Source organism: Sinorhizobium sp. P24N7 (genome assembly GCF_042436655.1).
Taxonomy (GTDB): Bacteria; Pseudomonadota; Alphaproteobacteria; order Rhizobiales; family Rhizobiaceae; genus Sinorhizobium; species Sinorhizobium meliloti_A.
Genome location: NZ_JBHMIW010000007.1, coordinates 169619 through 196447, shown reverse-complemented (window position 1 = coordinate 196447; position 26829 = coordinate 169619). Strand labels below are relative to the sequence as shown.

Here is a 26829-nt window from a genome sequence, read left to right as displayed (position 1 = left end):
GTTTTCCGCCCGCATCCCGCCCCGGCAAAGCACAACGAAAATGCCCGCGGTTTCATTGACGAATGAGAAACCTTGCGGCCTCGGCTTTTGCTAACCATCGGAGACAGCAAAGTTTTTTTAACCGCGAATTTTAAGCCGCCCGGAACGGAGCCCGCCTATCCTCCGCCCCTAGAGGACGAAAAGTCCCGAGAGGAAAGCCGGAAACGGCTCTCAAGGAAAAACAAGGGCGATATGAAATGCGCAATACACTCTCTCAGCCGGCTTGGGTCGGAAACACGCTCAGACTTGACCCGAAGCGCTTTCCGCAGCAAGCAAGCTACGTGCTGCGCGGGCACACGGGGAATGTCAGCATCAGCCTTGACGAGCGTGGCGCTGTTCTGCGCAAGGTGCTACCATTCAGCGGCCTGCCGCTTTCGATCGCTCTGCCGGCGCGAGCTTTCAAGGGTGTGGCGGCACGGGCAATCGACCATGGCGACGGGGAGGTTACAGTGACGCTCGAACTTCATCACGATGATCCGGATCTCTGTATCCCGCTGCTCGTGGCTCATGATCTTTCGGACATCGCAGCCGATTGGCGCGCCTGGGCCGAAGCCTATCGCATTCCGATGCTCATGGTGGAAGCCGACGGGGTCGCACGGCCGCTCGAGGAACATATCGGCGATGTTCGCACCGCTCCCGCAAAGCCGCGCCGCCGCCATTCCTTTTTCGCCGAGCGCCGGCCGCGCTTTCTCGTGCGCCGCTCCACCGGCAGTCTCGGCATCCAGATGAAGATCGACGGCCGCGAAATCATCGCCCGGGCGTGACCGCAGCGTCCAAGCCACAAGACATCGATCAGCAAGCCGGCCCTTCGGCGCTCCGCGCCTTAGGGCCGGCTTCTGCGTTCAAATGAGCCGCACGAGAAGCGAGAGCACAAGTCCGGCAAAGATGATCAGGCCGACGACGCCGTTGAACTTGAACAGCGCCAGACATTGTAGCGGATCGTGAATGTTCAATACGAGAATCTGATAGGCGAGCATCACCGCGGCCACCAGAAGCCCGATATGGGCGAAAAATCCGGCGCCGGCGGACAGGAAGGCGAAAAGTATCAGGAAAACCGCAATCCCGTATAGCCCGACAAGCCAGGGCCGCGGGTTGTCGCCGAAGCGGCGGGCGGTCGAGCGAACGCCGATCAGCTCGTCATCCTCCCTGTCCTGATAGGCATAGATCGTATCATAACCGATGGTCCAGGCGATGGCGGCAACGTAGAGGATGATCGCGGCCAGGGAGAGGCTGCCGAACTCAGCGGTCCAGCCCATGATCGCGCCCCAGGAGAAGGCGAGCCCCAGGAAAAACTGCGGCCAGTCCGTGAAGCGCTTGGCGAAAGGATAGATCGCGACCAGCGCCAGCGAAAGGAAGCCGAGAAAAATCGTGAAACCATTGAACTGCAGCAGCACGACGAGGCCCACAAGGGCCTGCAACAGCATGAATGCCTTCGCCTGAAAACGGGTGACGCGGCCGGAAGGCAGCGGTCGGGAGCGCGTACGTGCCACTTCCATGTCGATGTCGTGATCGACGATGTCGTTGTAGGTACAGCCGGCGCCGCGCATGGCAATCGCTCCGACAACGAACAGAAAGACATGGAAGAGAAATCGCCCAGCCGAAAAGCTGCCGAGCGATGCCGCCGTTCCGGACGCCATGGCCGCCGACCACAGGCACGGCCACAAGAGCAATTGCCAGCCGATCGGCCGGTCCCAACGCGCGAGCTGCGCATAGGGCCACAGCGCTCGCGGCAGAACCCGATAGACCCAATTGTTGGACGGCGCGTCGTGCACGCGGCCGGAATCGACGGAAGAACTGTTCATGGCCTCTGTTTGGCCCCGCAAAACCCGCCGGTCAAGCGCTCCATTTCATCCCACCGCATCCAGGCCGACCCGTCAGGGGAGCGTGAAATCGAAGCGATAGGTCGCGGTCACCCCGACGAGGAACTGGTCGGGGCTGCCGCGCTCGCGTACGAGGCTTGAATCGGCGGCAGCGCCCATCAATCGCCGATATTCGGCATAGACACCCGTTTCGAGCTTCTCGGTCGCCATCCAGTTGATCTCCGCCCCGAACCCAGCGGAGTGAATACCGCCACCCGGATCATAGGTGCCGAGTCCCGAAGCAGCGGATTCCGCTGCGTTGACGCCATAATAGGCGTCGAAATAATCGCTTGATGCCGCCGTCAACCGCGGTCCGGCGGAAATGCGGACGGTTTCGCCGCGATCGGCGAAGGCATCCGCCGCGACGTCGGCGACGACCCCGTGATGGCTGCGGATACCCTGACGTATCTCGGCGCGAAGGCGCATCCAGTCCGTGGGGTAGACTTCCGCGAAACCGCCGATTTCGCCGCCGAATTTCGGATGGTCGAGGCCTTTAAGATCGCTCGAATCGTCCTCGTCACGCTCGAAAATCAATTTGCCGACGGCGCCAGCGCGAAAATGTCCCTGGTCGAGCAGGGCGTAGGACATGTTGTCGTTGCGCGACGAAAAGCGCACGGCGCTGCCAGCCTTGCCGAGCGAAACGAGCGGCGCCGCCTGAAGCATGCGCTTCGAACCGCCTTCATACTCCGGACCGAGAAAACCAGTGGCGCCTATCTTCAGATACCAGTCTCCAGACCAGGGGTACCGGCGTTCTTCGGCGGCAACGACTCCGGCTGCAAGAAGAAAAGCCTGAGACGCAAGAAAAACAACATGAGTTCTCATCTATACTCCGAAGAATAATTTATTGGGCTGGCAAACCCAGGACGTGCCCAAAGCACGTATAATGGGTGTCTACCCATTCATACAACGCCTTCTTATCTTCGGCAAGTCCATGAGATTCCGTTAATCCGATCTGTTCAGCTTCGGGATTCATACCGAACCGCGGCTACGTCGCAAATTGAACTAGGGCCTGTTGAGATTCAATTTGAGTTCATGACGGCTGCTGCGAGATGGATAACGGCGTTGAAGCTCTGGTCGGTTTTGTCGGCACGCATGGCGATGCGCTGAATTCCTCGCGTAACGACCGTGCGCCACTGCATGTTGATCGTAGCCGGTCAATGGACAGAAACAGCAGCAGCTCAAAGGGCTACAGCGACCTTTGCGCGTCTCATAAGACGCGCGGCGCTGTAGGAAACGTATCGGAGGACTGCAACCTCTCCTCCCCTCATCCCTGTGCTCGTCACAGGGATCCAGCAGCGCCGCGTCCGCGGCGCGGGAAGAGCCTTTCCAGCCCAAGGACTTGGGCTGGCTGGATTCCTGTGACAAGCACAGGAATGAGGACCGGGGATGTGCGCCTACCACAACATTCGCTTGCGAATATGCGAGGGGATGGTCAGCCTGTCACGCGATGAAACGCGCCGAGGGACCGCACCCTCTCCGCCCTCATCTCTCTCTGTGCTCGTCACAGGGATCCAGCAGCGCCGCGTCTGCGGCGCGGGGAATGAGGAAATCAAACAGGCCGCCGCGGGTGGCTCGAATTTCAACAGGCCTTGGCGCATTTCAACGAAAATTGCCGACGCCGTTCAGGTCCGCTGGTCACGCAGATAGACGCTCGGCGGCGCACCCAGCATGCGGCGGAACATGGTCGTGAAAGCTGCGACGTTCTCGTAACCGGCGTCGAGCGCCACCGTGGTGATCGGCTCGCCGTCCGCAATGCGCGGCAGCGAGGCGAAGATGCAGGCATGCTGGCGCCACGTGACGAAGCTCACGCCCGTCTCCTGCCGGAAAAGCCGCGTGAAGGAACGCCGGCTGATGCCCATGCGCGCCGCCCACGCGTCGATATTCGCGGATGCCGACGGCGCCTCCAGAAATTGCCGGCAGAGGGCTGCAAGCTTGCGGTCGCGCGGGAAAGGCAGGCCTAAAGGTCGCTGGTTGAGCCGCGGTATTTCCGTGAGCAGCAATTCCATGATCAGGCTTTCGCGCCGTTCGGACGATGCTTCGTTCCCGGCGCCGACGAGTTCGTCGATGAGGCTGCCGACGAGCGCGCTCATCTCCAGGACGAGGGGCCGGCGCGCTTCGCTTGCCTCCGGCGGGATGTAGATGGAATGCATACGCACATCGCTGACCATCTCGGCCGAATGCTCGATTCCCGCGGGAACCAGCAGGGCGTGTCCCGGGGGAATCATCCAGCGTCCCTCCGATGTATAGACGAGCACCACCCCCGAACGCGCCCACCAGAGTTGAGTCCGGCTGTGGCTGTGGGAGGGCACGGTGAGCCCGCAGGCGTAGTCCCTCCCGATCGCGAGAACGGGCGCATTCGCCTTCTCGATCCATTCCAGGCTTCTGAAATGATCCGCGTCCGGCAACTTTGGCAGGTGATGTCGGTCGGATTTCGCCATATGGCCCACTCTCGAAAGAACTCGACCAAATCACAAAAGCAGGCCAGCGACAACCCGTCTAGAGATGGCCGAAAAGGCTCCGTTGGCGAGCCGCCCCCTAAGGAAACATTCTCCATGGCAACGGTCACGTCGGCGGGCACCATCAGCCCGGAAAAGACAGCATTTTCGGTCATCCTGGCGGTCAGCTTCTGTCATATGCTGAACGACATCATGCAATCGCTGCTGACGGCGCTCTATCCTTTGCTCAAGGAAAACTACGCGCTCGATTTCGTCCAGATCGGCCTTCTGACGTTCACGTTTCAGGTGACGGCGTCGATGCTGCAGCCGGCCATCGGCATCGTGACGGATCGTTGGGCGCTACCCTATTCGCTGCCGTTCGCCATGCTCTCGACCTGCATGGGCCTTCTGCTTCTCGCCAATGCCGACCACTTCTGGATGCTTCTCCTGGCAGCGAGCCTGATCGGCATCGGGTCGGCGATCTTCCACCCCGAATCCTCCCGCGTGGCCCGGCTTGCGTCGGGCGGCCGCCACGGGCTGGCCCAGTCGCTGTTCCAGGTCGGCGGCAATGCCGGAAGCGCGCTTGGCCCGCTGCTGGCCGCATTCATCGTACTCCCTTTCGGCCAGGGCAGCCTCGGCTGGTTCTCCATCGTCGCCATCACTGGTTTCTTCGTGCTTTCCTGGGTGAGCATGTGGTACGTCCGCCACCGCCGCGCGACCATGAGCCGTCCCGTCCCCAGCCGCGCGCTGCCCTTGCCGAAGGCGCGGGTCCTGTGGACGATCGCGATCCTCGTCCTGCTGACGGCTACGAAGAACGTCTATCTCACCAGCATCTCGAGCTATTTCACCTTCTTCGTCATCGAAAGGTTCGGCACCAGCGTACAGCAGGCGCAGCTGATGCTGTTCCTCTTCCTCGGTTCGGCGGCCGCAGGAACCTTCCTCGGCGGCCCGATCGGCGATCGATACGGCGCGCGCTTCGTCATCTGGTTCTCGATCCTCGGCGTCGTTCCGTTCACCCTTCTGCTGCCTTATGCGAACCTGTTCTGGACGGGCGTGCTGAGCGTCATCATCGGCCTCATCTTCTCGTCCGCTTTCTCGGCGATCGTCGTCTTCGCGCAGGAACTCGTTCCCGGCCGGGTGGGGCTCATCGCCGGCGTTTTCTTCGGTTTCGCCTTCGGCGCCGGCGGCATGGGCGCCGCGGTCCTCGGCGTCTTCGCCGATCGGCAGGGCATCGAGTTCGTCTATAAGATCTGCTCCTATCTGCCGCTCCTCGGGCTGCTCACCGTATTTCTGCCGAAGCTGCCGGCGCGATGAACAGGCGTGCGGGCGCCTCGCGCCCGCACGATCTTGCTCCGGACGTAAGCATTCCTCAATCATTGCCGGATAGCGTCCGGCGATGGGGGTGTGCAGGGGCAGAACATGAAGGCACGCAGGGCTATTTCCGTCTTTCTGGCGACACTGCTTTGCGCTTCTGCGAGCCGCGCCGAAACGCTCAACCTGCTTATCTGGGAAGACTATATCGCCGAGAGTCTCATCGACCGCTGGACCGAAAAGACGGGCGTTTCCATCCGCCAGATCAATTTCGACAGCGACGATGCCCGCGACGAGATTCTTGCCGATCCGGGCCGTAACATCGATCTGGTCATCGTCGATGAGAACGGCGCGACGCTTTTCGGACGAAAGGGCATCATCGAGCCGCTCTCCGAGACCAATCTGCCCGCGATCGCGGACTATGCGCCGCAATGGCGCAAATCCTGCGCCGGTTACGGCCTTCCCTACTTCTGGGGCACGGTCGGCATCCTCTATCGCTCCGATGTGGTCACGCCGCCACCGACATCCTGGCGTGACATGATGCGTCCGGCACCGGCGTTGGAGAAGCACATCGCCATGTTCGCCGACCACAGCGAGATTTTCGTGCCCCCGCTGATGCTGCTCGGCGCCTCCGTCAACGCCGACGACACGGCAACGCTGAAGGCCGCATTCGCGCTCTTGAAGACGCAGGCCCCGTCCGTGCTGACCTACGACTACGTCGTCACCTCGATCCAGGATCCGGCCTTGGCCGGAAATATATATCTGGCGCTGGGCTATAGCGGCGATCAGCATGTGCTCAACAGTAAAGCCGGCAAGGCGGGGCTATGGCGCTACGCGGTCCCGAAAGAGGGCACGCTGTCGTGGCTCGACTGTTTTTCCGTCACGGCCGCATCCCCTCGCAAGCAAAGGGCTCTCGAATTCCTGAACTTCATCGGATCGCCGGAGGCCGCCGCTGCCAACGCGATCGCGCTCAACATGCCGACCGCAAGCAGCGCGGCTCTCAAGCTCCTTCCGGAGACCATGCGCTCCGATCCGGAAATCTACCCCCCGTCCGAAATCATGGCGAAAAACCAGCATCACCAGGAATTGTCCGTCAGGTCGATCGAAGCGCGCCGGCGAATCATCAACACGTTGGCGAACTTCCAGTGACCCTCGGCAAGCGTGCGCTCATCCTCATCTTTCCGGTCGTGCTGGCAGGTTATCTTCTCGCGGCTCTCTCCGTACACGTCGCCCAGAGCCGCTCCATCCGCGCACTCGAGCACGCCAAGCTCTCACAACGGCTCGAACACGCCGCCTCCGTCTTCCAGAACGAGGTTCGGCGCAGCCGCGGTGCCCTCAACGCGCTTCTGAGCGGCAACGCGCTGCGGCAATACGTGGCCGAAACCGACAAGAAATACCGCGCCAATGCGCTCGGTGTGCGGCTGCAGGAGAGCCTGACGTCGCTGTCCGACGATCCTGCGGGTTTTATCTCCCTGGCCGTTCTCAACAGCAAGCTGGAAACGGAGTACTACTTCGAGAACAGTTGGGATCCCTTTGCGGAAATCGACCCGGCACAGCTGGATCTCGCGCGCCAGTTGCTCAACGGATCGAAACTCGGCGACTGGAGCTATGTCGACTCCGCCGGCGACCGGCCGCGGATCGTCTATTCGCTGTTCGTCGATCCGGTAACCTTTGGCCGGCCGGCCCCCAGCAACAGGGCAAATGCGCTGCTGATGCAGGTTGCGGTACAGCCCGACCGCTTTCTCAGGCTGCTGGCCCCGCTGAAAAGGGAATATGGCGCCGATATCGTCCTCCAGCCGTGGCCGCTTGCCGTGACCGACGATCTGTCGGCAAGCGTTCCTCTCGGGCCCGCCTTGCATGCGACGCTGACGGTTTCTGATGCGCATTTCGAAGCCCAGATGATGCGGCAGAAACTGCTCCTCGCCCTCGGCGCATTGGCCATGAGCCTCTTTTCGATCTGGCTGATCATCGTGCTCATCCGCCGCTTCATCACGGGGCCGATCGCAACGCTCGATACCAATGTCATGGCGGTGATGGCCGGCGCGCGCGAGGAAATCGCCGAGGTGGACGAGGCCGGCGAAATCGGCCGTCTGACCCGAAACATCCGGGAGATGCATCGACAATCCGTCCAGTCGCTCCAGCTCGTGCAGCGGAGTTCCTGGACCGACACGTTGACGGGCATCAGCAACCGGGGACGCTTCAACATGCTCGCCGCGCAGGCCGTCCAGGAGGCTGTCGCATCCGGCGAGAAATGCAGCCTGCTTTTCATCGACATCGACAACTTCAAGTTCGTCAACGACAAGCACGGCCACGATGTCGGCGACGAGCTCTTGAAAACGCTAGCCGCCCGGATCGCACGCGATGTCGGAGCGATCACGCGCAGGCGCGGACAGGAGCCGGCCATCCTCGCGCGGCTCTCCGGCGACGAGTTCGCGGTTCTGTTGCGTTCGCAGCTCGGCGACGGCGCGGTGCGGGAGGTTTGCGGCGCGATCCTCGCCCTGTTTTCGGACGGGTTCGAGCTTTCCGGCAAGCGTTATCCGGTCACGGCAAGCATCGGCGTTGCCGCATGTCCTGATGATGCGAGCTCGGTCGCGGAGCTGATCTCGAATGCCGACGCCGCCATGTACCAGGCGAAGAGCGCCGGCAAGAACCGGTCCGCCCGCTTCTCCCGCGCGCTCAACGACAAGCGCACCCGCCAGCGGCAGATCCAGGATGAGCTGCGCGCGCTCGATCCCGACGAGCAGTTTCACCTGGTCTACATGCCGATCGTCGACGCCGGCGGAAAAGTCACCGGCTGCGAGGCTCTGTTGCGCTGGCACTCGCCGGTCCTGGGGCATGTGACGCCCGACGAATTCGTTCCGATAGCCGAGAGCTCCGGTCTGTTCACGAAGATCGACTGGTGGGTCATCGACAAGGCGATGTCGGATTGCCACCAGTTGAAGGCGCTGTTCGGCCCCGATACGGTTCTGGCGATCAACATCTCCTCGGCCGAACTGCACTCTAAGTCGATCAACGACCATTTTTCGGACTGCCTCGCGCGCCACGGCCTGGAGGCGCGATCGATCGACATCGAGCTCACCGAAACATTCGCCGTCCAGATCAGCGATCAACTGCGCCTGAATATGGAAGAGCTCAGGAGCAAAGGCTTCCGGCTCTCGATAGACGACTTCGGCGCCGGCTACACATCGGTTCAGCAGATCATCGATTATGCCGCCGACACGATCAAACTCGACCGGGCGCTCGTCTCCAACCTGGCCGCTTCGCGATCGCTGGCGGTACTCAAAGCGGTGGTCGCGCTCTGCCACGCGAAGGAGATGACCGTGGTCGGCGAAGGCGTCGATACGCCGGAAAAGCTCGCCATGCTGACGGCGGCGGGCTGCGACCGCTTTCAGGGCTATCTGATCAGCAAGCCGCTCCCGCTCACCGAGCTGGCGATCTGGGCGCTCTCCCGGGTCGCGCTCGCCGCAGACAAGCCGGCTGACGACGACGGCTGGCCGGTGGCGGCAAGCCGGCGCTGACTTCACTCCCGAGAAAAGGACGCTGGCTGGCACCAGGAAATTTGCAGCGCGGGCCGCTTTTTCCTTGACCTCGTCCCGCCTGCCGTCTTAACCGCAGCGCAACAATTCCTGACGGCGAGGATGGCGATGAAGGTTCTTCTGATCGGATCGGGCGGCCGCGAACATGCGCTTGCATGGAAGATCGCGCAGTCGCCGAGGCTGACCAAGCTTTATGCCGCCCCCGGTAATCCGGGCATCGCCGAGGAGGCCACGCTCGCAGACCTCGACACGGAAGACCACGAGGCCGTCGTCGATTTCTGCAGGACCCATGCGATCGATTTCGTGGTCGTCGGACCCGAAGCGCCCCTGGTCGCCGGTCTTGGCGACGTGCTTCGCGCGGCCGATATTCCGACCTTCGGCCCTTCGGCCGCAGCGGCCCAGCTTGAAGGCTCCAAGGGTTTCACCAAGGACCTCTGCGCGAGATACGGGATCCCGACCGGGGCCTATAGACGCTTTACCGATGCCGCGTCCGCCAAGGCCTATGTCCGCCAAGAGGGCGCACCGATTGTCATCAAGGCCGACGGGCTTGCCGCCGGCAAGGGCGTGACGGTGGCGATGAGCCTCGACGAGGCCCTTGCCGCAGTCGACGAATGCTTCGCGGGCGCCTTCGGCGCGGCCGGCGCCGAGGTGGTCGTCGAGGCCTATCTCGACGGCGAGGAAGCGAGCTTCTTCTGCCTTTGCGACGGCAAGAACGTGCTGCCGCTCGCCTCCGCGCAGGATCACAAGCGTGTCGGCGACGGCGACACCGGGCCGAACACCGGCGGCATGGGCGCCTATTCGCCCGCGCCGGTCATGACCGCCGAGATGGTGGAACGGACGATGAAAGAGATAATCGAGCCCACCGTCCGCGGCATGGCCGAAAGCGGTCATCCCTTCGCCGGCGTATTCTTTGCCGGCCTGATGATCACGGAAAAGGGCCCGGAACTCATCGAGTACAATGTCCGCTTCGGCGATCCCGAATGCCAGGTGCTGATGATGCGGCTCGAGAGCGACCTCCTGCCGCTGCTCTACGCGGCGGCCACCGGAACGCTCGAAGAGACGAAAGCGGAGTGGCGCGACGACGTTGCTCTGACCGTGGTGATGGCCTCGCGCGGCTATCCGGGCGCCTACGAAAAAAATACGCCGATCGAGGCCCTGCCCGACGCGTCCGCCGCGACCAAGGTATTTCATGCCGGAACCTCAATGAAGGAAGGCGGGCTGGTCGCAACCGGCGGCCGGGTGCTGAACGTCACCGCCACGGGAAAGACCGTCGGTGAGGCGAAGGACGCAGCCTATGCGGCGGTTCGCGGCGTTCGCTGGGAGAACGGCTTCTATCGCAGCGACATCGGCTGGCGGGCAATCGCGCGCGAGACTGCCTGACGGCTTCAGCGAGCGGCGCTGCAGGAAAGGCCGTATCGTTCAAATTTTATGATTTCTCCTGACCGGAAGGTAAGGGGAGACCGCTATTCTCACCTTGACCAATCGAGGAGAGATCAATGCGTTCCCTGCTGATCACAGCCGCTCTCATCTATACCGCCGGTCCCGCGGCAGCCTCTTCGATCGACAACATCACCTCCGGCGAGGCTGTCAATTCGAGCGTCGCGACGGTTTCCTGCGCGGCCTGCCCGCCCTTGCAGCCAAAGAGGAAGCCTTCCTACGTCGTCCCGGATCTTGCGCCGGGCACGGATCGCGTGGAGCTCAAGGAAATCCATGGAGAGGTGAAGTCGGTGCGCACGGAGGCGTGGCTGGGCGGCTCGCCGGTCATTTTCGTCAACGATGCATCGGATGTCACGATCCGGGCCGCGGGAATGCAGACCGGCGAACCGGCAGTGGCCGACGTCCCGGCAAGCACCCTCCGCACCGGGATTGCGGAAATCTCCATCGACCATACCGCAAAAACCGCCGCGGTTGCTGCCTCCATGGCCAGCGGCGGTTCACGGAAAATTGATCCGGCTATTTTCGATCTTCGCCTAGATTGATACCATATTATTAACGTTCCCTGCCCCAGTCAGTCGACGTTCAAGGCTGACGGGCAAATTCGCTGCAAAAGCGAGAGGTTGCGCCCCTGAGAGAAGCAGGGGCGTAATCTTTAGAGCGATACCCCAACTTCGTTGCCGGCATCGCCGACCCTTTCGACCAAGGTCTCTATCTCACGATCGGAATAGATTTCGATGCCGTTGGCCCGCAGCAGCGCGGCCGTCACGCCCTCACCCGCAATACGCTCGCCGCTGAACCGGCCGTCATGGATGAAGCGGGAGCCGCAGGATGGACTGCCGTCGATCAGCAGGGCAAACCGGCAATTCGTCTCGCGTGCCAGCGCAAGCGCATTCTCCGCTGCGCGACGAAACTCCGACGTCACATCGCCGCCCGTCTTTTCGAGGACGCGCGTCCTGCCGGCGAGCACGTCGGCGCCCGTCCTGCCGCCTTCGATCTCGGCCGGCGGACGCGGCACCGGCATGCCGGCCGACATTTCCGGACAGATGGTGACGAGCCGCCCTTCCTTCCTCCAGCGATCGATCGCCGGGTGAATGAGCGGCTTCGATGCGCCGTCGTAACGAACGGCATGTCCCATGAGGCAGGCACTGACGAGAATCCTGGCGGTCATGGGCTTTCATATCGGTCGGTCGTCAACGCGGCAACCTGTGCGGTGCAGAGCGCTTCGAGTTACCCCGATATCTTCGAGAAGTCCGCCACCTCACCCGTCGCCGAGCGGATGAGGCCCAGCAGCGCGAGGCGGTTGGCACGGATCGCCTTGTCCTCGTCATTGACGAGAACATCGTTGAAGAAATCGTCGACCGGCTCGCGCAGTTTCGAGAGCGCCTCCATGGCCGAGCGGAAATCCTCCTTGACGATCGCGTCGCGCGCATCGTCCGACGCGACCTTGATCGAAGCGTGCAGCGTCCGCTCGGCATCGAGCCGGAACAATGCTTCGTCGACGCTCTCGGCGACTTCCGTACCCTTCTTCTCTTCGGCAGCGAGAATCTGCGTCGCACGTTTCGTGCCGGTGAGCAGGTTCCTGCCCTCCTCAGCCGTGATGAAGGCGGTCAGCGCCTCGACGCGGCGGGCGATCATCAACAGATCGTCCGCATCCGACGCGAGCACCGCATCGATCAGATCGTATCGCGCGCCGAGATCGCGCAGGTAAACCTTCAGGCGATCATGGAAGAAGGCGAGCAGATCGGCGGAAATCTCGGCTGCGATATCCGGACGCTGTGCCTTCAGGGCGGCGAGCGCCACATCGAAACAAGGCAGAAGCGGCAGCCGCGCACTTCCCTCCAGAATGAGCCGGATCACGCCGAGTGCCGCACGGCGCAGCGCATAGGGGTCCTTGGAACCGGTCGGCTTTTCGTCGATTGCCCAGAAGCCGACGAGGGTATCGAGCTTGTCGGCAAGCGCCACCGTTACCGAGACGGGATCGGTCGGCACACGGTCGGATGGTCCCTGCGGCTTGTAGTGATCCTCGATCGCATTGGCGACGGCCGCGCTTTCACCCTGCAGAACGGCATATTTGTGGCCCATGATGCCCTGCAGCTCCGGGAATTCGCCGACTGCCTCGGTGCGAAGGTCCGCCTTGGCGAGCACGACTGCGCGATCGACGGAGGCGGGATCGGCACCGGTGAGCTTGGCGAGCGCTGCGGCGAGCGAGCGGATTCGGACGACACGATCGCCCTGCGTGCCGAGCTTGGCATGGAAAGTCACGTTCAGCGCGTCGAGCTTCGCCATGCGCTGGTCGAGAGGCTTTTTCAGATCGAGGCCGAACTTCTCGGCAGACGCCGCCAGCGTTTCGAGATCCGGCAAATCGCCCTGGTCGCGCTTCCAGAAATGCGCCGCGTCGGAGAGCCGCGCACGCACGACCTTGCCGTTGCCGTGGGCGATCTCCTTGCCGCCGTCCTTCGCCTCGATGTTCGAAACGAGAATGAACCGGTTGGACAGCGTTTCGGCGCCGGGCTTGCGCGTGACGAAGCATTTCTGGTTGGTCTTGATCGTCAGTCGGATGATTTCGGACGGGATTTCGAGATAGCTTTCCTCGAAGCTGCCCATCAGCACCCTCGGCCATTCGACGAGACCGGCGACTTCCTCCAGGAGGCCTTCGTCTTCAACGAGCTCGAGGCCGTTGGCGAAAGCGATGTTGTGGGCGTCGGCCGAGATGATCTCCTTGCGGCGCTCCGCATCGATCACGACCTTCGCCTTTTCAAGCTTCTCGGCGTAGTCGGCGAAGCGGCGGACCGTGATCGCCTCCGGCGCGTGGAACCGGTGGCCGTAGGTGACGTTCGAGGCGACGATGCCATCGATTTCGAAGGGGATCACCTTCGTCTCGTCGTGTTCCGCGCCGAACGTGCAGACGATCGACTGCAGCGGCCGGACCCAGCGAAGACTGCCCGGTTTGGCCGAAGCGGCACCGGAGCGCATGGATTTCGGCCAGGGAAAGTCGCGGATGATCGCCGGCATCACATCGGCGATGATCTCTTCCGCCTCCCGGCCGGGCTTTACGATGTGCGCCACATAGAAATCGCCCTTCTTCGGGTCGTTATGGACATGAGCCTCGCTGATGGAGGAGAGGCCCGCGGCGCGGAGAAAGCCTTCGATCGCCTTCTCGTTCGCGTCGATGCGCGGGCCCTTGCGCTCCTCGCGCAGGTCGGCGGAGCGCGCGGTCAGGCCGCGGATGTCGAGCGCCAGCCGCCTGGGCGTCCAGTATTCGCGCGCGCCTTCATAGGTGAGCCCCGCCTCAACCAGAGCGTCCGTCACGAGCTTCTTCAGATCGCCGGCCGCCTTGCGCTGCATGCGGGCGGGGATTTCTTCGGATCGCAATTCAATAAGGAGATCGGGCATGGATTCGAGACTTCGTTCTGTTCCGGAAGGTTGCGGCGGACTTAGCAAGCTCTGGCGAAAATGTCATCACGGCCGGCGAGGAAATCCGCTGTCACCAGCCGCCACCGCCACCGCCGCCACCGCCACCGCCGGAAAACCCGCCGCCGGAAGAAAAGCCCGAGGACGAACTCTTCGCAGGCGGCGGCAAGGAAGACGTCATCGTATCCGCCATCGAACCGGCGAAACCGCCGATCGTGTCGGTGAAGGATCCGGGCCCGAAGCTGTCGCCGTGATACCAGCTCGGCTGATAGGCGGCTGCCGCCGCGCCCGCCGAAGCCGCAAGCAGCCAACGCTCGAAGGTCTCGCTCCAGGGCTTTTCCACACCGAGTGCGACGGCATAGGGGAGCAGGGTCTCGAAATGCCGCGGCGACATTTCCGGCGCGCCCTGCATGTTCAGGCGGTCTTTCTCGGCGAGCGTAAGATATTGCCTGAGTCCGTCGATGCCATCCATCATGCGCGTGCCGAGCGGCGTCGGCGCGCCCATGAGGTAATAGAAAAGCCCGTTGACGAGGACGATGCCACCGATCGCGAAGAACAGCGGCAGGTCGCCCGGATCGCTGGCCGAAAAGACGAGCGCGGCGAGAATGCTCGAGAAAACCGTGAACAGCACGAAGCCGATGAAGGCAAGCACGACGATCGACAGAATGCGGCGTGCGAGGCTCGAGCCGCGCCGGAGCGATTTACCGACCGAAACGGCGAAGGCGGAAATGAAGACGGCGAGGAAGACCGGGACGATGACGAAAGGAACGCTGTCCTCGCTCAGGTCGCCGAAGACGAACAGCGCCGCGAGAGTGACGACGGAAAGCACGATGCCGCCAACCACGTATCCGGTATTGGCGCGGTAATACTTGCCGCGATGCTCGCGCTCCATCGCGCTGCGGAAGCCGGAGCCCGCCGCCTCAATCTTCTTGCCGTTCGCCCTGTCGATGGTGAGCTTGCCGCCGGCCGCGTCCACCGCTTTCATCAAGGCCGCTTCGCCGGTCGGCAACTTCTCGCCGTTCTTGCCCGTGGCGGTGATGACGACCGCCTTCTTCAGGTCTTCGAGGATGACATGCCCCTTGACCGCAAGGTTGAGCGCCGCCGCGGAAAGCGCTGTCCATCCTTCGCCGGAAAAACCCTTGTTATCGATATAGTTGACGAGCGCGGGCGAGACGCCGTGCGGAGGGTCCCAGCGCGGGACCATGACGCCGCGGGCCGGGTCGCGGCCGACACGCACCCAGGCGCGCCCGTAATAGAGCAGGACGAGGAGGAGGCCGGACCCGGCGATGACCAGAGTCATGTGATCGCGCAGCCACCAGATATTTTCCTGGGAGGCGGTCGGCCGTTCGATGCTGCCCTTGGGCAGCTTGATCGCGACGGTCAATCCCTCCTGCGGGCGCAGTCGGCGCGTGGTCGCGAAGAAGATCTCGTCGCCCTCCTCCACCGCGCGCGCATCCTTTTCGGTCGCGCCGTAGCCGCCGGTAAAGACGTCGAGCGCCTCCGCCTTCACGCCCTTCGGCAAGGTGACGGTGGCGGTCGCCTCCTCGATCGGGAATGCCCATTCGGTTCCGGTCACGTTCCAATAGAGCTCGTCGTGGTCGTCGAAGAAGCGGATCTGCCGGCTCGTCTCGTAGGTGATCTGAAAGGTGTGTTCGCCATGCGGCAGGAGCACGTCGGCGCTTCCCGTGTAGATGCGGATGCCGCCGCTGATCGATTCCGTGCGGTATTCCTCTTCGTCGCCGTCCCGCTCGACGGACAGAAGGTTGAAGTCGACCTTGCTGCGGCCACCGCGCTCGTCGACGAAGGTCAGCGGAAAGTCGCGGTAGATGCCGCGCCGGATACGGTTGCCTTCGACATTTGCCGTGATCGTCTCGGTGACCGTGAGCGTGCCGTCTTTCGCGACCTCTATGACCGAATGGTAGGCGGAGATGAACTCTTCCGCCGCCGCGACGAGCGGCGATGCAAGAACGAAGGTGACGAGCGCAAGCGCCGCGAAAAGCCGCCTCATCGGGATTCCCTTTTTCAGGCCCACCGGAGCACTTCCAGAAAAGTATTTAACGGTTTTCCGTCCGGAAGTGCGCGGTTTCGAACCGATAGATCGTTTTATTGATTCAGTGAAATTGATCTAGAACTTGACCGACGGAACCGCGCGGTCCGCCTCGTTGGTGATCTCGAAATAGCTGGCCTTGACGAAGCGGAAGGCGTTGGCGATCAGGTTCGATGGGAAGCTCTCGACCTTGACGTTGAGATCGCGCGCTGCGCCGTTGTAGTAGCGCCGGGACATTTGGATCTCGCCCTCGATCGTTTCCAACGAACGCTGGAGTTCTGCGAAATTCTCGTTGGCCTTCAGGTCCGGATAGGATTCGGCGAGCGCGAAGACGCGGCCAAGCGCCTGCGAAAGCGCGCCTTCGGCCGCGGCCCGCGCCGCGACATCGCCTTCCGGCACCGCCTGAGCCCGGTTGCGCAGCGTAACGACCTCCTCGAGCGTCGACTTCTCGTGAGCGGCGTAACCCTTCACCGTCTCGATCAGATTCGGGATGAGATCGGCGCGCCGCTTCAACTGCACGTCGATGCCGGACCAGGCCTCCTCGGCCATCTGCCGCGCCTTGACGAGGCCGTTATAGACGAAGACGAGATAAAGAATAACGGCGACGCCAATTGCCAGCCCGATCATCAAACCCTCCTTTGGATCACGGCGATCCTACTGCATGTTTTCTTAAATTCTATTCGATTCAAGAACAAACCTGTCAGCACTTCAAAGTTCTACAGCGGCCGATCACAAGACCGCCCCCAGCCCCTGCCGAACGGGTGGTGCCGACGTCTGCAGCCTCAGGCTGTTCCACCGGTAACGGCAACGCGTCGGCGGATGCTCGATAGTCCATCCATCGAACAACCTCAACGCTTAGTGCCGCCATGAACACCCCCGTGAGCTTCATCAACGTGATCGCCTTTGCCGCCCTTTTCGCGACCCATGCAAGCGCGGGCCCGATCGAAAGGCCGAGCGGTGTGCGCCGCGCGCTGCAAATCTATGCCGGCGAGTTGTCGAGCGTCAGAGCGCCGGCGCCGAAGTGGCGGCTCGACGGGAGCGAGCACATCTGCTCGCAGCGATCGGACCCGCTTGCTCCGCCATGCGGCCGGAGGACCTCTGCGACCTCCTGATCAGGCCGCTTCCCTGTTCCAGTTGGCGCCGCCGGCCTCAGTCAGCAGGAAGGCTTCGCCGCAGGCTTTCGCGAGCGTACGCACGCGCAGGATGTAGCTCTGGCGCTCGGTCACCGAAATCACGCCCCGGGCATCCAGAAGATTGAAGACGTGGCTCGCCTTGATGCACTGGTCATAGGCGGGGAAGACGCATTTGTGCAGGCGGTTGTTGCTGGAGTCATCAGGCGCACCGGCGGCCAGCAACGCCAGGCATTCCTTTTCCGCATCGATGAAATGCTGATGCAGCATCGCCGTGTTGGCGTATTCGAAATTGTGCCGCGAATATTCCTGCTCCGCCTGCAGAAAGACATCGCCATAGCTGATCTTCTCGGCGCCCTCGCGGCCGTTGAAGTTGAGGTCGTAGACATTGTCGACGCCCTGGACATACATCGCCAGGCGCTCGAGGCCGTAGGTCAGTTCGCCGGAAACCGGACAGCATTCGATGCCGCAAACCTGCTGGAAATAGGTGAACTGCGACACTTCCATGCCATCGCACCAGCATTCCCAGCCGAGGCCCCAGGCGCCGAGCGTCGGGCTCTCCCAGTCATCCTCGACGAAACGGATATCGTGCAGCAGCGGATCGAGGCCGATCGCCTCGAGCGAGCCGAGATAAAGCTCCTGCAGATTGGAAGGGTTGGGCTTCAAGATCACCTGATACTGGTAATAGTGCTGCAGCCGGTTGGGATTTTCGCCGTAGCGACCGTCGGTCGGGCGCCTCGACGGCTGCACATAGGCCGCGCGCCATGGCTTCGGCCCGAGCGCCCTGAGGGTCGTCGCCGGATGGAACGTGCCTGCGCCGACCTCCATGTCGTAGGGCTGAAGCACGGCGCAACCCTTGTCGGCCCAATAGTTGTGCAGCGTCAGGATCAGAGCCTGAAAGGAGCGCTTCGGGTTCATGTGGTCCGGGAGGGGTGCAATCGTCATGGGATCCGGGTCCGAATTCGTCAAGATTTGCGGGGACAGGTGCCATGCCGCAGGGCGAGGGTCAAGCGCCTTCACCCGCCGGTATTCGGTCAGGCAGCCTCACTCGTCGTCGCGCTTCAGGCGGTACTCGCCGGTCTCGGCGTCCTTGACGAGCGTGCCGTTTGCGCCAGTCTCGCGCTGCCTGCGCAGGCGCTCACGCTGACGCGTCAGCTTCTCGGCGTCTGCGATGAACTTGCGATAGCCGATCCAGGCGATGACGGCGATAATCAGAAGCAGGATGATCTGCGGCATGGTTCCTCCTCTGCATTTCCCTCCAATGGAACGACGGCGCGAGGGGATGCAGCAAATCGCAGTGTTAGCGCGCTCTTGCGGTGCTGGCCAGATGCCGCGAGACCGTTCTTCAAAAACACACGCTCACGCAAGGAACAGGGCCGGTTCAAAGACCGAAACGCGCCCAGAGCGCCCGTTCCTCGACGGCGTCGACAAGACCTGCAGCCGCCGTTGCGACGAGCGGCCCCGCGATTGCTCCGGCTACGGCTGCCCCGGGCTGACGTCGCCCGAAGAGGCTTCGGGCCGGCTGGATCAGCTCCAGCCGCGCTTTTTCTCCATAGCGCTTCTTCACCTCGCCCCGCATGTCGCCGAGAGCGTCGACCAGGCCGAGTTCCTGGCCACGTTGCCCCGTCCAGAACAGCCCCGAGAAAAGATCGGGATGGTCGGCCAGGAGCGAACCGCGCCTGCTCTTGACCATCTGGATGAAGATGTCGTGGATCTCGAGCTGCAGGCCTTTGAGAAATTCGATGTCACGCTCCTTCTCCGGCTGGAAAGGATCGAGAACCACCTTGTTTTCGCCCGCCGTGTAGACCCGTCTCTCGACGCCGATCTTCTTCAGGAGATCGGGGAAGCCGAAGCCGCCCGAAACGACGCCGATCGAGCCGACGATCGAGGTCGGATCCGCGATGATCTCATCGCCGGCCAGTGCGATCATGTAACCACCGGACGCCGCCACGTCCTCGACGAAGATCAGCACGCGCTTCCTCTTCTCCTGCGCGAGATCGCGGATGCGCTGATAGATAAGACGGGACTGCACCGGCGAACCGCCCGGAGAGTTGATGGAGATGGCAACGGCCGGGGCCTCTTTGACGGAGAAGGCCTTTTCGAGCAGCGGCGCAACCGTCGCAAGATTGAGAGCCGGGCGGAGCGGGCTGCCGCCGGCCATGATTGCGCCATGCAGCCTGATCGCCGGAATCGTCACACCATCCCTGCGGAAGCGCTTCGGCATCAGCTTTCTGAAGAATCCGGCCATTTCAACTCCTGCCCGCTGCAATCTCTGCATATCTTCTTAAATCCTAGCCGATTTAAGAACAAAGACATGCAGCAATCCAAATCGTCGTCGTGCATGTATGCATTGGCGTCGCAAACGCAATGCCCTGCTTACGGTTAATCATCGGCGATGATAGGCCGCGCGGCCATTGTTGAGATCGTCGACCTCGGGCGAGAAGCGGTGTCCCTCCCCGTGCATCACGAGCGGCGCGCGCAGCGCCAGCCGCTTGCGGCTCTGCTTGATCGCGGATACGAGGATGCGCACGGCATTTTCGCCTGCCCGCGGCAGAAGCGGGGTGATCTCTATGCCGCCGAAGCGGCGGCCGCAGGCTTCGATGATCCCGGCGATCGATTCGGGCCGGGCGATCAGGGAAAGCTGCCCGCCCGGCTTCATGATTGCTCCGGCCGTTTTGATCCACGCTTCGAACAGGTCGCCGCTCATTGCATGGGCCTCCGCCTTCAGCCGGTCGGGCGTCCTGCGATCCGCGGCGTCGTTGAAGGGTGGGTTCATGATCACGTGGTCGAATGTGTCGTCCGGAAGACCCGCGGCCGCGCGCGCCTTGCCGCTCAGCGCGACATCGGCTTCGAGCACCGAGACACGGCCGGCAAGATGCGCGTTCTCAGGCAATGCGAGGCTGCGGCGCGCAAAATCCGCCATGACCGGCGAACGCTCGACCAGCAGCACTTCGGCCTCCTCGATCCGCGACGCGACGGCCAGGCCGGCCGCACCGGCGCCGGCGCCGAGATCGGCGACGCGGCACGCGCTGCGGCAGGAAACGAGGGATGCGACCAGCATCGCATCCATTCCCGAACGATGCCCCTGACCCAGAGGCTGGATCAGGTGGAACCTGCCGCGGTGGAAAGCATCCACCGTCTCCGGAATTCCCGTCATGCCGCTTTCCGCCTCGCGGAAGGGCCGCAGCCGATCATTGCCGCAATTCCCGTTCGAGGCCCGCATCGATCAGAATGCGCCGCGCCCGGTTGGCATCGTCCTCGGCGACCAGGAAGCGCCGCGGCAGGAGGCCGAGCGATCCTTCGAGTATGCTCATGTCCTGATCGGCGATGAAGCATCCGATCCCGGCATCCTTCATCAGGCTTTCCGCAAAGGAAAGAAGGACGGCATCATTGGTGCGGATCAGCTCTTTCATCCGGCTCTATTTTCCTGTCTTAAAGCTGCGGGCGGGACAATTCGCCTCTTGCCGCCCGAAGCCCCTCTTTCTATTGTCGAACCCGCAACGAAACAGGAGTCCGGGCGTTGGGCGTAGTGATACCGCTGGAAGACAATAAAAACAAACAGGCATCTGTGAAGCCGCTTGTCGACCTGACGCTGTCCGACATGGAGCGGGTCAACCAGCTCATTCTTTCCAAGGCGGGTTCCGACGTCCAGATGATCCCGGAAGTCGCCAACCACCTGATTTCCTCGGGCGGCAAACGGCTCCGGCCGATGCTGACGCTCGCAGCCGCTTCGATGTTCGGCTACGAGGGCGATGGTCACATCAAGCTCGCGACCAGCGTCGAGTTCATGCACACGGCGACCCTTTTGCACGACGACGTGGTCGACGAGAGCGATCTGAGGCGCGGCAAATCGACGGCGCGGACGATCTGGGGCAACCAGGCAAGCGTGCTCGTCGGCGATTTCCTGCTCGGGCAGGCTTTCCGCATGATGGTCGACGTCGGCTCGATCGATGCGCTCGACGTCCTTTCGACCGCCGCATCGGTGATCGCGGAGGGCGAGGTCCTGCAGCTTTCGGTCGCCAAGAACATGGAGACGACCGAGGACGACTATCTGCAGGTCATCCGCGCCAAGACAGCGGCCCTCTTCGCCGCCGCCTCCGAGGTCGGGCCGATCGTCGCAGGCGGAAGCAAAGCCGACCGCAACGCGCTGAAATCCTACGGCACCAATCTCGGCCTTGCCTTCCAGCTGGTCGACGACGTTCTCGACTATGGCGGAACGTCGAGCGATCTCGGCAAGAATGTCGGAGACGATTTTCGCGAAGGCAAGATCACGCTGCCGGTCATTCTCTCCTATCGCCGCGGCACGCCGCAAGACCGGGCGTTCTGGCGCGAGGCGATCGAGGGCGGCGCAAGCGACGCGGCAAATCTCGAAAAGGCGCTGGGTCTCATCCGTCGCTACGGCGGCCTTACGGATACGATCGCCCGTGCCAAACACTACGGTACGATCGCCCGCGACGCGCTCGCGCCGCTGCCGGCTTCCCCATGGAAATCGGCGCTCGTCGAGGTGATCGATTTCTGCATCGATCGGGTAAGCTGAGCCACTTCATGTTTCCTTGCATCGCGGCCGATCCAAGGGCAGAAACATGCAGCAATTCAAAGTGTTGCCGCGAGGCTTACGCTTCCGGCACGGGACCCGGCGCCGCAGCAGCGGCGGACGAAGACTTCTCCGGAGGATTTTCTTGCCGCGTTGCGCCAAAAAAGCCATTCTATTCTTGAAGACTTGCGCCCGATTTCCAATCGGCTCCGGGCCAACCAGCGGTGGCGTCTCGAATCGTACCACCGGCAATGAAAGGTTTGATATGCGGCAGAATACATTCCTTCGCCTTCTCAGCGGCGCGGCAATGCTGGTTCTTGCAACGGTGACCGGCAACCAGCAGGCCTTTGCCGAGGAGAAGGCGCCGGTCGAAGACGCCGAGCCTTTCGATATCAGGAGCGTCAACACCTTTGCCGGCGCATTCCTTGCGGCGCGCACGGCAGACGTCGATCGCGACTTTGCGGCGGCAACCGAACTCTATCGTACCGCACTCAGGTTCGAGCCCGGCAATAACGATGTCAAGCAGCGGCTGATGATCACGCTGCTGATGAGCGGCAAGTTCGATGAAGGCGCCAAGATCGCCGAAGAGCTGAAATCGGATTCCGCCGTCGAAAGGATCACCACGGTGGTCCGCGCGATCGAAGCTATCCGCAAGCGAGAATACCGCAACGCGCAAAAGCTCTTGAACTACGACGGTCCGAACGACCTCGACCGGCTGATGAGTTCGCTGCTTTCCGCCTGGGCCAAGTTCGGCCAGGGCCGACCGAAGGAAGCGCTGGCGCAGATCAAGAATTTGGATGGCCCGGAATGGTTCCGGATCTTCAGGAACTATCATGCGGGGGCGATTGCGCTTGCGGCCGGCGACAAGACGACGGCGCGCGCCCGGCTCAACGACGCCATTCTTGACCGAGAAGGCGGCGGCGCCGCGCCGGACACTTTCATGCGGGCCGTCGAGGCGCTGGCGCGATTCGAAGCGCGCGAAGGCAACAAGCAGAAGGCGTTGGATACGATCGCCGTCGGCGAAAGCCTCGTCAACAACTACACTCCGCTCGAGGCGCTGAGGAAGAGTGTCGAGGAAGGGAAGCCGCAGGAGCAGCAGGTACGCAACGCCGTGCAGGGTGCGGCCGCCGTTCTCTTTTCGATCGGTGGCGCGCTCAACCGCGAAGGCGCGGAAGACATCGTTTCGCTCTACCTTCAGACGGCGCGACGGCTCGACCCGGAAAGCGCCGATATTCTCGTGATGCTCGGCGGGATCGCCGAAAACCTCAAAAAGCCGGAAGAGGCGATAGCGCTTTACAAGAGCGTGCCGGAGAGCTCGCCGATGCGCCGCCTTTCCGAACTTCAGCTTGGCCTCAGCCTCGCCGGCATCGGCAAGGTAGACGAGGCGAAAAAGCATCTCAAAGGGCTGATCGACGTCGATCCCAAGAACATCCGCAACTATCTCGCCTATGGCAGCGTGCTTTCCGACGCCAAGGACTACAAGGAGATGGGCGAGCTTTACGACCGTGCGGTCGCCGCGATCGGCCCCGTGCCGAAGCGGAGCGACTGGACCGTCTTCTTCCAGCGCGGCATTGCCTACGAACGCCAGAAGCTCTGGGAAAAGGCGGAGCCGAACTTTCGCAAGGCACTGGAGCTCAACCCGGATCAGCCGCAGGTTCTGAACTATCTCGGCTATTCCTGGGTCGACATGAACATCAACCTCGAGGACGGGCTTGAGATGATCCGCAAGGCGGTCGAGCTCAAGCCCGACGACGGCTATATCGTCGACTCGCTCGGCTGGGCCTATTTCCGCATGAACCGGTTCGACGAGGCTGTGACCGAGCTCGAGCGCGCTGCCGAACTGATGGCCGGCGACGCGACGATCAACGACCACCTCGGCGATGCCTACTGGCGCGTCGGCCGGAAGCTCGAAGCCGTGTTCCAGTGGAATCAGGCGCTGGAACTGAAGCCCGAGGAAGCGGAAATTCCGAAGATCAAGGCGAAGATCGAAAACGGTCTGCCGCCGCTTAAGGAACCGGTCCCGGCCGCGGCGGATGCCAAGGAAATACTGCCGAAAAAGACCGAGACAGCGCCGGACAAGAAGTCCTGACCGTAACATGCAGGCAGACGGCATTCCGGGCTTCGCACTGACCTTTGCGGCGCCCGCCAAGATCAATCTCGCGCTGCACGTCGTCGGGCAGCGCGCCGACGGCCACCATCTGCTGGAAAGCCTGGTGACCTTCGCCGAATGTGGCGACCGGGTCGGGCTGACCGCGGCGGAAAGGGACCGTTTCACGGTGTCGGGCCGCTTCGCCACCGACCTTTCATCCGAGGGCAATGGTGGTAATCTCGTGCTCCGCGCCCGGGACCTGTTGCGGCGCGAGCTTTCGGCGCAGGGTGGAATGGCCGGCCCGGTTCATCTGCATCTCGAGAAGAACCTGCCGATAGCATCGGGGATCGGCGGCGGCTCGGCCGATGCCGCCGCGACTCTGCGCGGGCTGCTGTCGCTCTGGGGCGCGACCGTCGAAGCGGCAAGGCTCGACAGCCTTGCGCTGCAGCTCGGCGCGGACGTTCCGATGTGTCTCGACCGAGGCCCCCTCGTCGCGAGAGGCATCGGCGAAGAGATCACGCCTTTTCCCGAGCTGCCGCCCTTCGACGTCGTCCTCGTCAACCCCCTCGTCGCGGTCTCCACGCCGGTTATCTTCCGATCGCTCGTCAGGAAGACCAATCCTGCGCTGGTCTTGCCTGAAGATGCCCGCTCGACTGCCGAATGGCTGACGGCCATGGCGGCCATGCGGAACGATCTGGAGCCGCCGGCACGTGCGCACGAGCCGATGATCGAAACCGTCTCGAACGCACTGCACGATGCAGGCGCCGCGCTCGTGCGGATGTCCGGCTCAGGCGCCACCTGCTTCGGACTGTTCACGGGGACGAAAAGCGCCGAGCGTGCCGCTGAGACCATTTCCGCCGACCACCCGCGATGGTACGTTCAGGCGACGCGAACCGCGGGAAAATCAGGATAACGCCAGATGCCCGGCCTCGATGAAAGACGCCCCTTCATTCCCATCGGCATCGCCGTGCTCACGGTCTCGGACACGCGCACACGCGCGGACGACAAGTCCGGCGATGTGCTCGAAGCAAGAATACGGGAGGCCGGCCACCGGCTCGAGGCGCGGACAATCGTTCCCGACGAGCGCGAGAAGATCTACGGACAGGTAAAGGCCTGGACGCTCGATGCCGCGATCGACGTCGTCATCACCACCGGGGGCACCGGCTTCACGGGCCGCGACGTGACGCCGGAAGCGCTGGAGCCGCTCTTCGAGAAACGCATGGATGGCTTTTCGGAGGTGTTCCACCGGATCTCTTACGAGAAGATCGGCACGTCGACGATCCAGTCGCGAGCCACGGGCGGGGTCGCCAACGCGACGTTCATCTTCGTCCTGCCCGGATCCCCCGGTGCCTGCAAGGATGCCTGGGACGAAATCCTGAAGCAGCAACTCGATTACCGGCACATGCCGTGCAATTTCGTCGAGATCATGCCGAGACTCGACGAGCACCTGAAGCGCGGCTGACGAAATTCGTGTTCCGTTTGGAACAGCCCAGCGCCCAGAATCCCGTTAGTTTGCCTTCGTCGGCTTGGCTCGAAGCGGGCAAGGCAAGCACCGTTTAATTGCTTCGAGCGAATGTCCGGCCTCTTTTCTGGGGCAATATCGGGAAAAGAGAGAAGGCTACGACGTGCTGCCCGTTCGCAACGGTGGGCCTGCATGGCAAGACATTTTCACAGACGATTATTTGCATAAACAAGGTCATTTGAGAGCCACTTTGGGGGGTACCGCAAGGTACGCCCCATTCTTGCTTCGGAGAAGAGGCTCAGCTCGGGCTGCCACCGGCATATGACGGCTTCTCGTCGCCGGAGAAAGCCCATTCCTGTTTACCGCCTCGGAGCCCCTTTCCCGATTTTCACTAACGACGCAGGCGCGCCGCTCGAGGCTCCGCGCCGCGACCCCGCGAGGGTAAGGAGGAGGTCATGGGAACGGCAGAGCATACATATTCGAAAACGGATTGGCCCGAGGCCGAGATTCCGCTGGGGCTGCGGGCGCTCTACGAAAGGCGGCGGAAGGATGAATGGCAGGCAACGGTGGACAGGCTGGACGCATTGCGCCGGTCTTTCGCGGAGCAGCGACGGCATATCATTGCACCTGAACTGCGCGACAGGATCAAGAATGTTGCAAGGTCGGGCTTGCGGGATGATCCGCGCGGCCCCGGTCTTCGATACAGGTCGTTCGTTGAGGCCAGGAATGCCGACCTTGATCTGAACGCGCTCAAACGGCTTCATAAGCGCGCCTATAGCGAAGTCGGCGCGTTGGTGAAGAGCCCTGAAGCCTTCCACCGCCACGAAACGGTGGTCGGCAGCGTGACCGACATCTTCAAACAGCCACCGATCGTGTATGTCGCGCCCGATCCGGACAAGGAAAAGCTGTTTCTCCCGCCCTTTGGAGGTTGCTGGGACAGACTCGATCAGAATCAGGCAACCGGCGACGGAGCAATCGTGGAGAACAGTTCCTATCTGGACTGTGCCGGCCGGTTTGGATCGAAACTGATCGCCCGCAACAGCGATGCCTCCGACGTGGATCTTCTCTGTGCCTATCGGGAGAACGGCTATCTCGTGCCGTTCAAGACGCTTCGCACCGGGATACTGCAAGTCAAGGCCGACCTGTCGGCCCTCATCTGCCGCCATCACATTTCGACCTACGACGAGTTCGGGTGGTCCGACTTTCACGCGACGACGCGCGGCCGCCTCGTGTTGGCTGTGTTCTGGAACTGGGAGGATGTCGAACCGGCGAACGAGGTGAGCGACCAGTGGTTCGCCTCGGGCCTCTACTGCAGCGGCGATGGCGAGAGCTTCCCCGGCACCTCAATCCAGGCCGTTCCTGGGGAACGAAGAATCATCAACCTCTTCACCGAGATGGCCTTCCCCGCTGGCCGCGAGCTCTGGATCTATGTCGGCGTGGCCGATCGCATCTGGGCACTCCTCAATGACGTCAGCATCGACATTTCGATCGACTCGGCCTGGCAATTGAACTCGCTTGCAGTCCGCTCGCTCTGACAAC

At 62.6% G+C, this 26829-nt stretch carries 24 protein-coding genes; 12 read left to right on the top strand and 12 right to left on the bottom strand.

What is annotated here, in order from left to right:
- Nucleotides 1-236 precede the first annotated feature (236 nt).
- The gene (locus tag ACFHWW_RS14325) at nt 237-803 is read left to right on the top strand and encodes a DUF6101 family protein (protein WP_100669217.1); all 567 of its coding nucleotides are present in this window, start codon (nt 237-239) and stop codon (nt 801-803) included.
- Between the two features lie 78 nt (nt 804-881).
- Here the strand turns inward: ACFHWW_RS14325 and ubiA are convergent, their stop codons facing one another.
- From ubiA to ACFHWW_RS14310, 3 genes are all read right to left on the bottom strand, one after another.
- Nucleotides 882-1841: a 4-hydroxybenzoate octaprenyltransferase gene (gene ubiA / locus ACFHWW_RS14320; protein ID WP_379938834.1), complete on the bottom strand. Its 960-nt coding sequence runs from the start codon at nt 1839-1841 to the stop codon at nt 882-884.
- A 72-nt stretch (nt 1842-1913) separates the two neighbouring features.
- Nucleotides 1914-2720, bottom strand: coding sequence for a MipA/OmpV family protein (locus ACFHWW_RS14315; RefSeq protein ID WP_379938832.1), 807 nt, complete (start codon nt 2718-2720; stop codon nt 1914-1916).
- Between the two features lie 800 nt (nt 2721-3520).
- Nucleotides 3521-4336, bottom strand: coding sequence for a helix-turn-helix domain-containing protein (locus tag ACFHWW_RS14310; protein ID WP_018094407.1), 816 nt, complete (start codon nt 4334-4336; stop codon nt 3521-3523).
- A 114-nt stretch (nt 4337-4450) separates the two neighbouring features.
- On the opposite strand from ACFHWW_RS14310, the gene ACFHWW_RS14305 reads away from it, so the two are divergent.
- The 5 genes from ACFHWW_RS14305 (at nt 4451) to ACFHWW_RS14285 (ending at nt 11159) form a co-directional block, all read left to right on the top strand.
- Nucleotides 4451-5647: an MFS transporter gene (locus tag ACFHWW_RS14305; RefSeq protein WP_018094406.1), complete on the top strand. Its 1197-nt coding sequence runs from the start codon at nt 4451-4453 to the stop codon at nt 5645-5647.
- Nucleotides 5648-5752: 105 nt separating this feature from the next.
- A complete protein-coding gene (locus tag ACFHWW_RS14300) occupies nt 5753-6793 on the top strand; it encodes a spermidine/putrescine ABC transporter substrate-binding protein (protein WP_275596656.1) in 1041 nt (346 codons plus the stop codon).
- Nucleotides 6790-9162, top strand: a complete 2373-nt coding sequence (locus ACFHWW_RS14295) for a putative bifunctional diguanylate cyclase/phosphodiesterase (RefSeq protein WP_379938829.1) — start codon at nt 6790-6792, stop codon at nt 9160-9162. Before ACFHWW_RS14300 ends, ACFHWW_RS14295 begins: the two co-directional genes overlap by 4 nt.
- Before the next feature lie 126 nt (nt 9163-9288).
- Nucleotides 9289-10560, top strand: coding sequence for a phosphoribosylamine--glycine ligase (gene purD, locus ACFHWW_RS14290; RefSeq protein WP_379938827.1), 1272 nt, complete (start codon nt 9289-9291; stop codon nt 10558-10560).
- Between the two features lie 116 nt (nt 10561-10676).
- Nucleotides 10677-11159 carry a plant virulence effector HPE1-like domain-containing protein gene (locus ACFHWW_RS14285; RefSeq protein WP_379938825.1) on the top strand — a complete coding sequence of 161 codons (483 nt, stop codon included), beginning with the start codon at nt 10677-10679 and terminating at the stop codon, nt 11157-11159.
- Between the two features lie 110 nt (nt 11160-11269).
- On the opposite strand, the gene ACFHWW_RS14280 is transcribed toward ACFHWW_RS14285, so the two are convergent.
- The 4 genes from ACFHWW_RS14280 to ACFHWW_RS14265 form a co-directional block, all read right to left on the bottom strand.
- A complete protein-coding gene (locus tag ACFHWW_RS14280) occupies nt 11270-11785 on the bottom strand; it encodes a DUF523 domain-containing protein (RefSeq protein ID WP_379938823.1) in 516 nt (171 codons plus the stop codon).
- Between the two features lie 59 nt (nt 11786-11844).
- Nucleotides 11845-14010, bottom strand: coding sequence for a glycine--tRNA ligase subunit beta (gene glyS / locus ACFHWW_RS14275; RefSeq protein WP_379938821.1), 2166 nt, complete (start codon nt 14008-14010; stop codon nt 11845-11847).
- Nucleotides 14011-14101: 91 nt separating this feature from the next.
- Nucleotides 14102-16036 (bottom strand): DUF2207 domain-containing protein, encoded by a 1935-nt coding sequence (locus tag ACFHWW_RS14270; RefSeq protein WP_379938819.1) that lies wholly within the window; start codon nt 16034-16036, stop codon nt 14102-14104.
- A gap of 117 nt (nt 16037-16153) precedes the next feature.
- Entirely contained in the window at nt 16154-16702 is a 549-nt protein-coding gene (locus ACFHWW_RS14265) for a LemA family protein (RefSeq protein WP_018094398.1), read from the bottom strand.
- 239 nt (nt 16703-16941) lie between these two features.
- Here ACFHWW_RS14265 and ACFHWW_RS14260 point away from each other — a divergent pair, with 239 nt between their 5' ends.
- Nucleotides 16942-17187, top strand: coding sequence for a hypothetical protein (locus tag ACFHWW_RS14260; RefSeq protein WP_345774906.1), 246 nt, complete (start codon nt 16942-16944; stop codon nt 17185-17187).
- Here the strand turns inward: ACFHWW_RS14260 and ACFHWW_RS14255 are convergent, their stop codons facing one another.
- From ACFHWW_RS14255 to ACFHWW_RS14235, 5 genes are all read right to left on the bottom strand, one after another.
- A complete protein-coding gene (locus ACFHWW_RS14255) occupies nt 17188-18150 on the bottom strand; it encodes a glycine--tRNA ligase subunit alpha (protein WP_379938817.1) in 963 nt (320 codons plus the stop codon). It lies immediately after the preceding gene.
- Nucleotides 18151-18249: 99 nt separating this feature from the next.
- Complete coding sequence (locus tag ACFHWW_RS14250) at nt 18250-18441, bottom strand: hypothetical protein (RefSeq protein WP_003533286.1); 192 nt, start codon at nt 18439-18441, stop codon at nt 18250-18252.
- Nucleotides 18442-18586: 145 nt separating this feature from the next.
- Nucleotides 18587-19453 carry a S49 family peptidase gene (locus ACFHWW_RS14245; RefSeq protein WP_102761391.1) on the bottom strand — a complete coding sequence of 289 codons (867 nt, stop codon included), beginning with the start codon at nt 19451-19453 and terminating at the stop codon, nt 18587-18589.
- Nucleotides 19454-19591: 138 nt separating this feature from the next.
- On the bottom strand, nt 19592-20362 hold the full coding sequence (locus ACFHWW_RS14240; RefSeq protein WP_324763026.1) for a tRNA1(Val) (adenine(37)-N6)-methyltransferase: 771 nt from the start codon (nt 20360-20362) through the stop codon (nt 19592-19594).
- Nucleotides 20363-20396: 34 nt separating this feature from the next.
- On the bottom strand, nt 20397-20618 hold the full coding sequence (locus ACFHWW_RS14235; RefSeq protein WP_100669239.1) for a DUF2007 domain-containing protein: 222 nt from the start codon (nt 20616-20618) through the stop codon (nt 20397-20399).
- A gap of 107 nt (nt 20619-20725) precedes the next feature.
- Between ACFHWW_RS14235 and ACFHWW_RS14230 the strand changes: the two genes are divergently transcribed.
- The 5 genes from ACFHWW_RS14230 to ACFHWW_RS14210 all read left to right on the top strand — a co-directional run bounded on the left by ACFHWW_RS14230 (nt 20726) and on the right by ACFHWW_RS14210 (nt 26825).
- Nucleotides 20726-21742, top strand: coding sequence for a polyprenyl synthetase family protein (locus ACFHWW_RS14230; protein ID WP_010968861.1), 1017 nt, complete (start codon nt 20726-20728; stop codon nt 21740-21742).
- Nucleotides 21743-22004: 262 nt separating this feature from the next.
- A complete protein-coding gene (locus ACFHWW_RS14225) occupies nt 22005-23828 on the top strand; it encodes a tetratricopeptide repeat protein (protein WP_379938813.1) in 1824 nt (607 codons plus the stop codon).
- 7 nt (nt 23829-23835) lie between these two features.
- Nucleotides 23836-24741 carry a 4-(cytidine 5'-diphospho)-2-C-methyl-D-erythritol kinase gene (locus ACFHWW_RS14220; RefSeq protein ID WP_275596666.1) on the top strand — a complete coding sequence of 302 codons (906 nt, stop codon included), beginning with the start codon at nt 23836-23838 and terminating at the stop codon, nt 24739-24741.
- Nucleotides 24742-24747: 6 nt separating this feature from the next.
- Nucleotides 24748-25290, top strand: coding sequence for a molybdenum cofactor biosynthesis protein B (moaB, locus tag ACFHWW_RS14215; protein ID WP_018094389.1), 543 nt, complete (start codon nt 24748-24750; stop codon nt 25288-25290).
- Nucleotides 25291-25745: 455 nt separating this feature from the next.
- Nucleotides 25746-26825, top strand: coding sequence for a hypothetical protein (locus ACFHWW_RS14210; RefSeq protein ID WP_379938810.1), 1080 nt, complete (start codon nt 25746-25748; stop codon nt 26823-26825).
- The last annotated feature ends 4 nt before the right edge of the window (nt 26826-26829 follow it).

Bases quoted from the DNA above. Each gene is read 5' to 3' on its own strand.
- ubiA (WP_379938834.1), bottom strand. From the start codon at position 1,841: ATGAACAGTTCTTCCGTCGATTCCGGCCGCGTGCACGACGCGCCGTCC.
- ACFHWW_RS14260 (WP_345774906.1), top strand. From the start codon at position 16,942: ATGAACACCCCCGTGAGCTTCATCAACGTGATCGCCTTTGCCGCCCTT.
- ACFHWW_RS14245 (WP_102761391.1), bottom strand. From the start codon at position 19,453: ATGGCCGGATTCTTCAGAAAGCTGATGCCGAAGCGCTTCCGCAGGGAT.
- ACFHWW_RS14305 (WP_018094406.1), top strand. From the start codon at position 4,451: ATGGCAACGGTCACGTCGGCGGGCACCATCAGCCCGGAAAAGACAGCA.
- ACFHWW_RS14315 (WP_379938832.1), bottom strand. From the start codon at position 2,720: ATGAGAACTCATGTTGTTTTTCTTGCGTCTCAGGCTTTTCTTCTTGCA.
- ACFHWW_RS14265 (WP_018094398.1), bottom strand. From the start codon at position 16,702: ATGATCGGGCTGGCAATTGGCGTCGCCGTTATTCTTTATCTCGTCTTC.
- ACFHWW_RS14210 (WP_379938810.1), top strand. From the start codon at position 25,746: ATGGGAACGGCAGAGCATACATATTCGAAAACGGATTGGCCCGAGGCC.
- ACFHWW_RS14240 (WP_324763026.1), bottom strand. From the start codon at position 20,362: ATGACGGGAATTCCGGAGACGGTGGATGCTTTCCACCGCGGCAGGTTC.
- ACFHWW_RS14270 (WP_379938819.1), bottom strand. From the start codon at position 16,036: ATGAGGCGGCTTTTCGCGGCGCTTGCGCTCGTCACCTTCGTTCTTGCA.
- ACFHWW_RS14325 (WP_100669217.1), top strand. From the start codon at position 237: ATGCGCAATACACTCTCTCAGCCGGCTTGGGTCGGAAACACGCTCAGA.
- purD (WP_379938827.1), top strand. From the start codon at position 9,289: ATGAAGGTTCTTCTGATCGGATCGGGCGGCCGCGAACATGCGCTTGCA.
- ACFHWW_RS14250 (WP_003533286.1), bottom strand. From the start codon at position 18,441: ATGCCGCAGATCATCCTGCTTCTGATTATCGCCGTCATCGCCTGGATC.
- ACFHWW_RS14220 (WP_275596666.1), top strand. From the start codon at position 23,836: ATGCAGGCAGACGGCATTCCGGGCTTCGCACTGACCTTTGCGGCGCCC.
- ACFHWW_RS14235 (WP_100669239.1), bottom strand. From the start codon at position 20,618: ATGAAAGAGCTGATCCGCACCAATGATGCCGTCCTTCTTTCCTTTGCG.
- ACFHWW_RS14280 (WP_379938823.1), bottom strand. From the start codon at position 11,785: ATGACCGCCAGGATTCTCGTCAGTGCCTGCCTCATGGGACATGCCGTT.
- ACFHWW_RS14255 (WP_379938817.1), bottom strand. From the start codon at position 18,150: ATGACGATTGCACCCCTCCCGGACCACATGAACCCGAAGCGCTCCTTT.
- moaB (WP_018094389.1), top strand. From the start codon at position 24,748: ATGCCCGGCCTCGATGAAAGACGCCCCTTCATTCCCATCGGCATCGCC.
- ACFHWW_RS14285 (WP_379938825.1), top strand. From the start codon at position 10,677: ATGCGTTCCCTGCTGATCACAGCCGCTCTCATCTATACCGCCGGTCCC.
- ACFHWW_RS14310 (WP_018094407.1), bottom strand. From the start codon at position 4,336: ATGGCGAAATCCGACCGACATCACCTGCCAAAGTTGCCGGACGCGGAT.
- ACFHWW_RS14300 (WP_275596656.1), top strand. From the start codon at position 5,753: ATGAAGGCACGCAGGGCTATTTCCGTCTTTCTGGCGACACTGCTTTGC.
- ACFHWW_RS14225 (WP_379938813.1), top strand. From the start codon at position 22,005: ATGCGGCAGAATACATTCCTTCGCCTTCTCAGCGGCGCGGCAATGCTG.
- glyS (WP_379938821.1), bottom strand. From the start codon at position 14,010: ATGCCCGATCTCCTTATTGAATTGCGATCCGAAGAAATCCCCGCCCGC.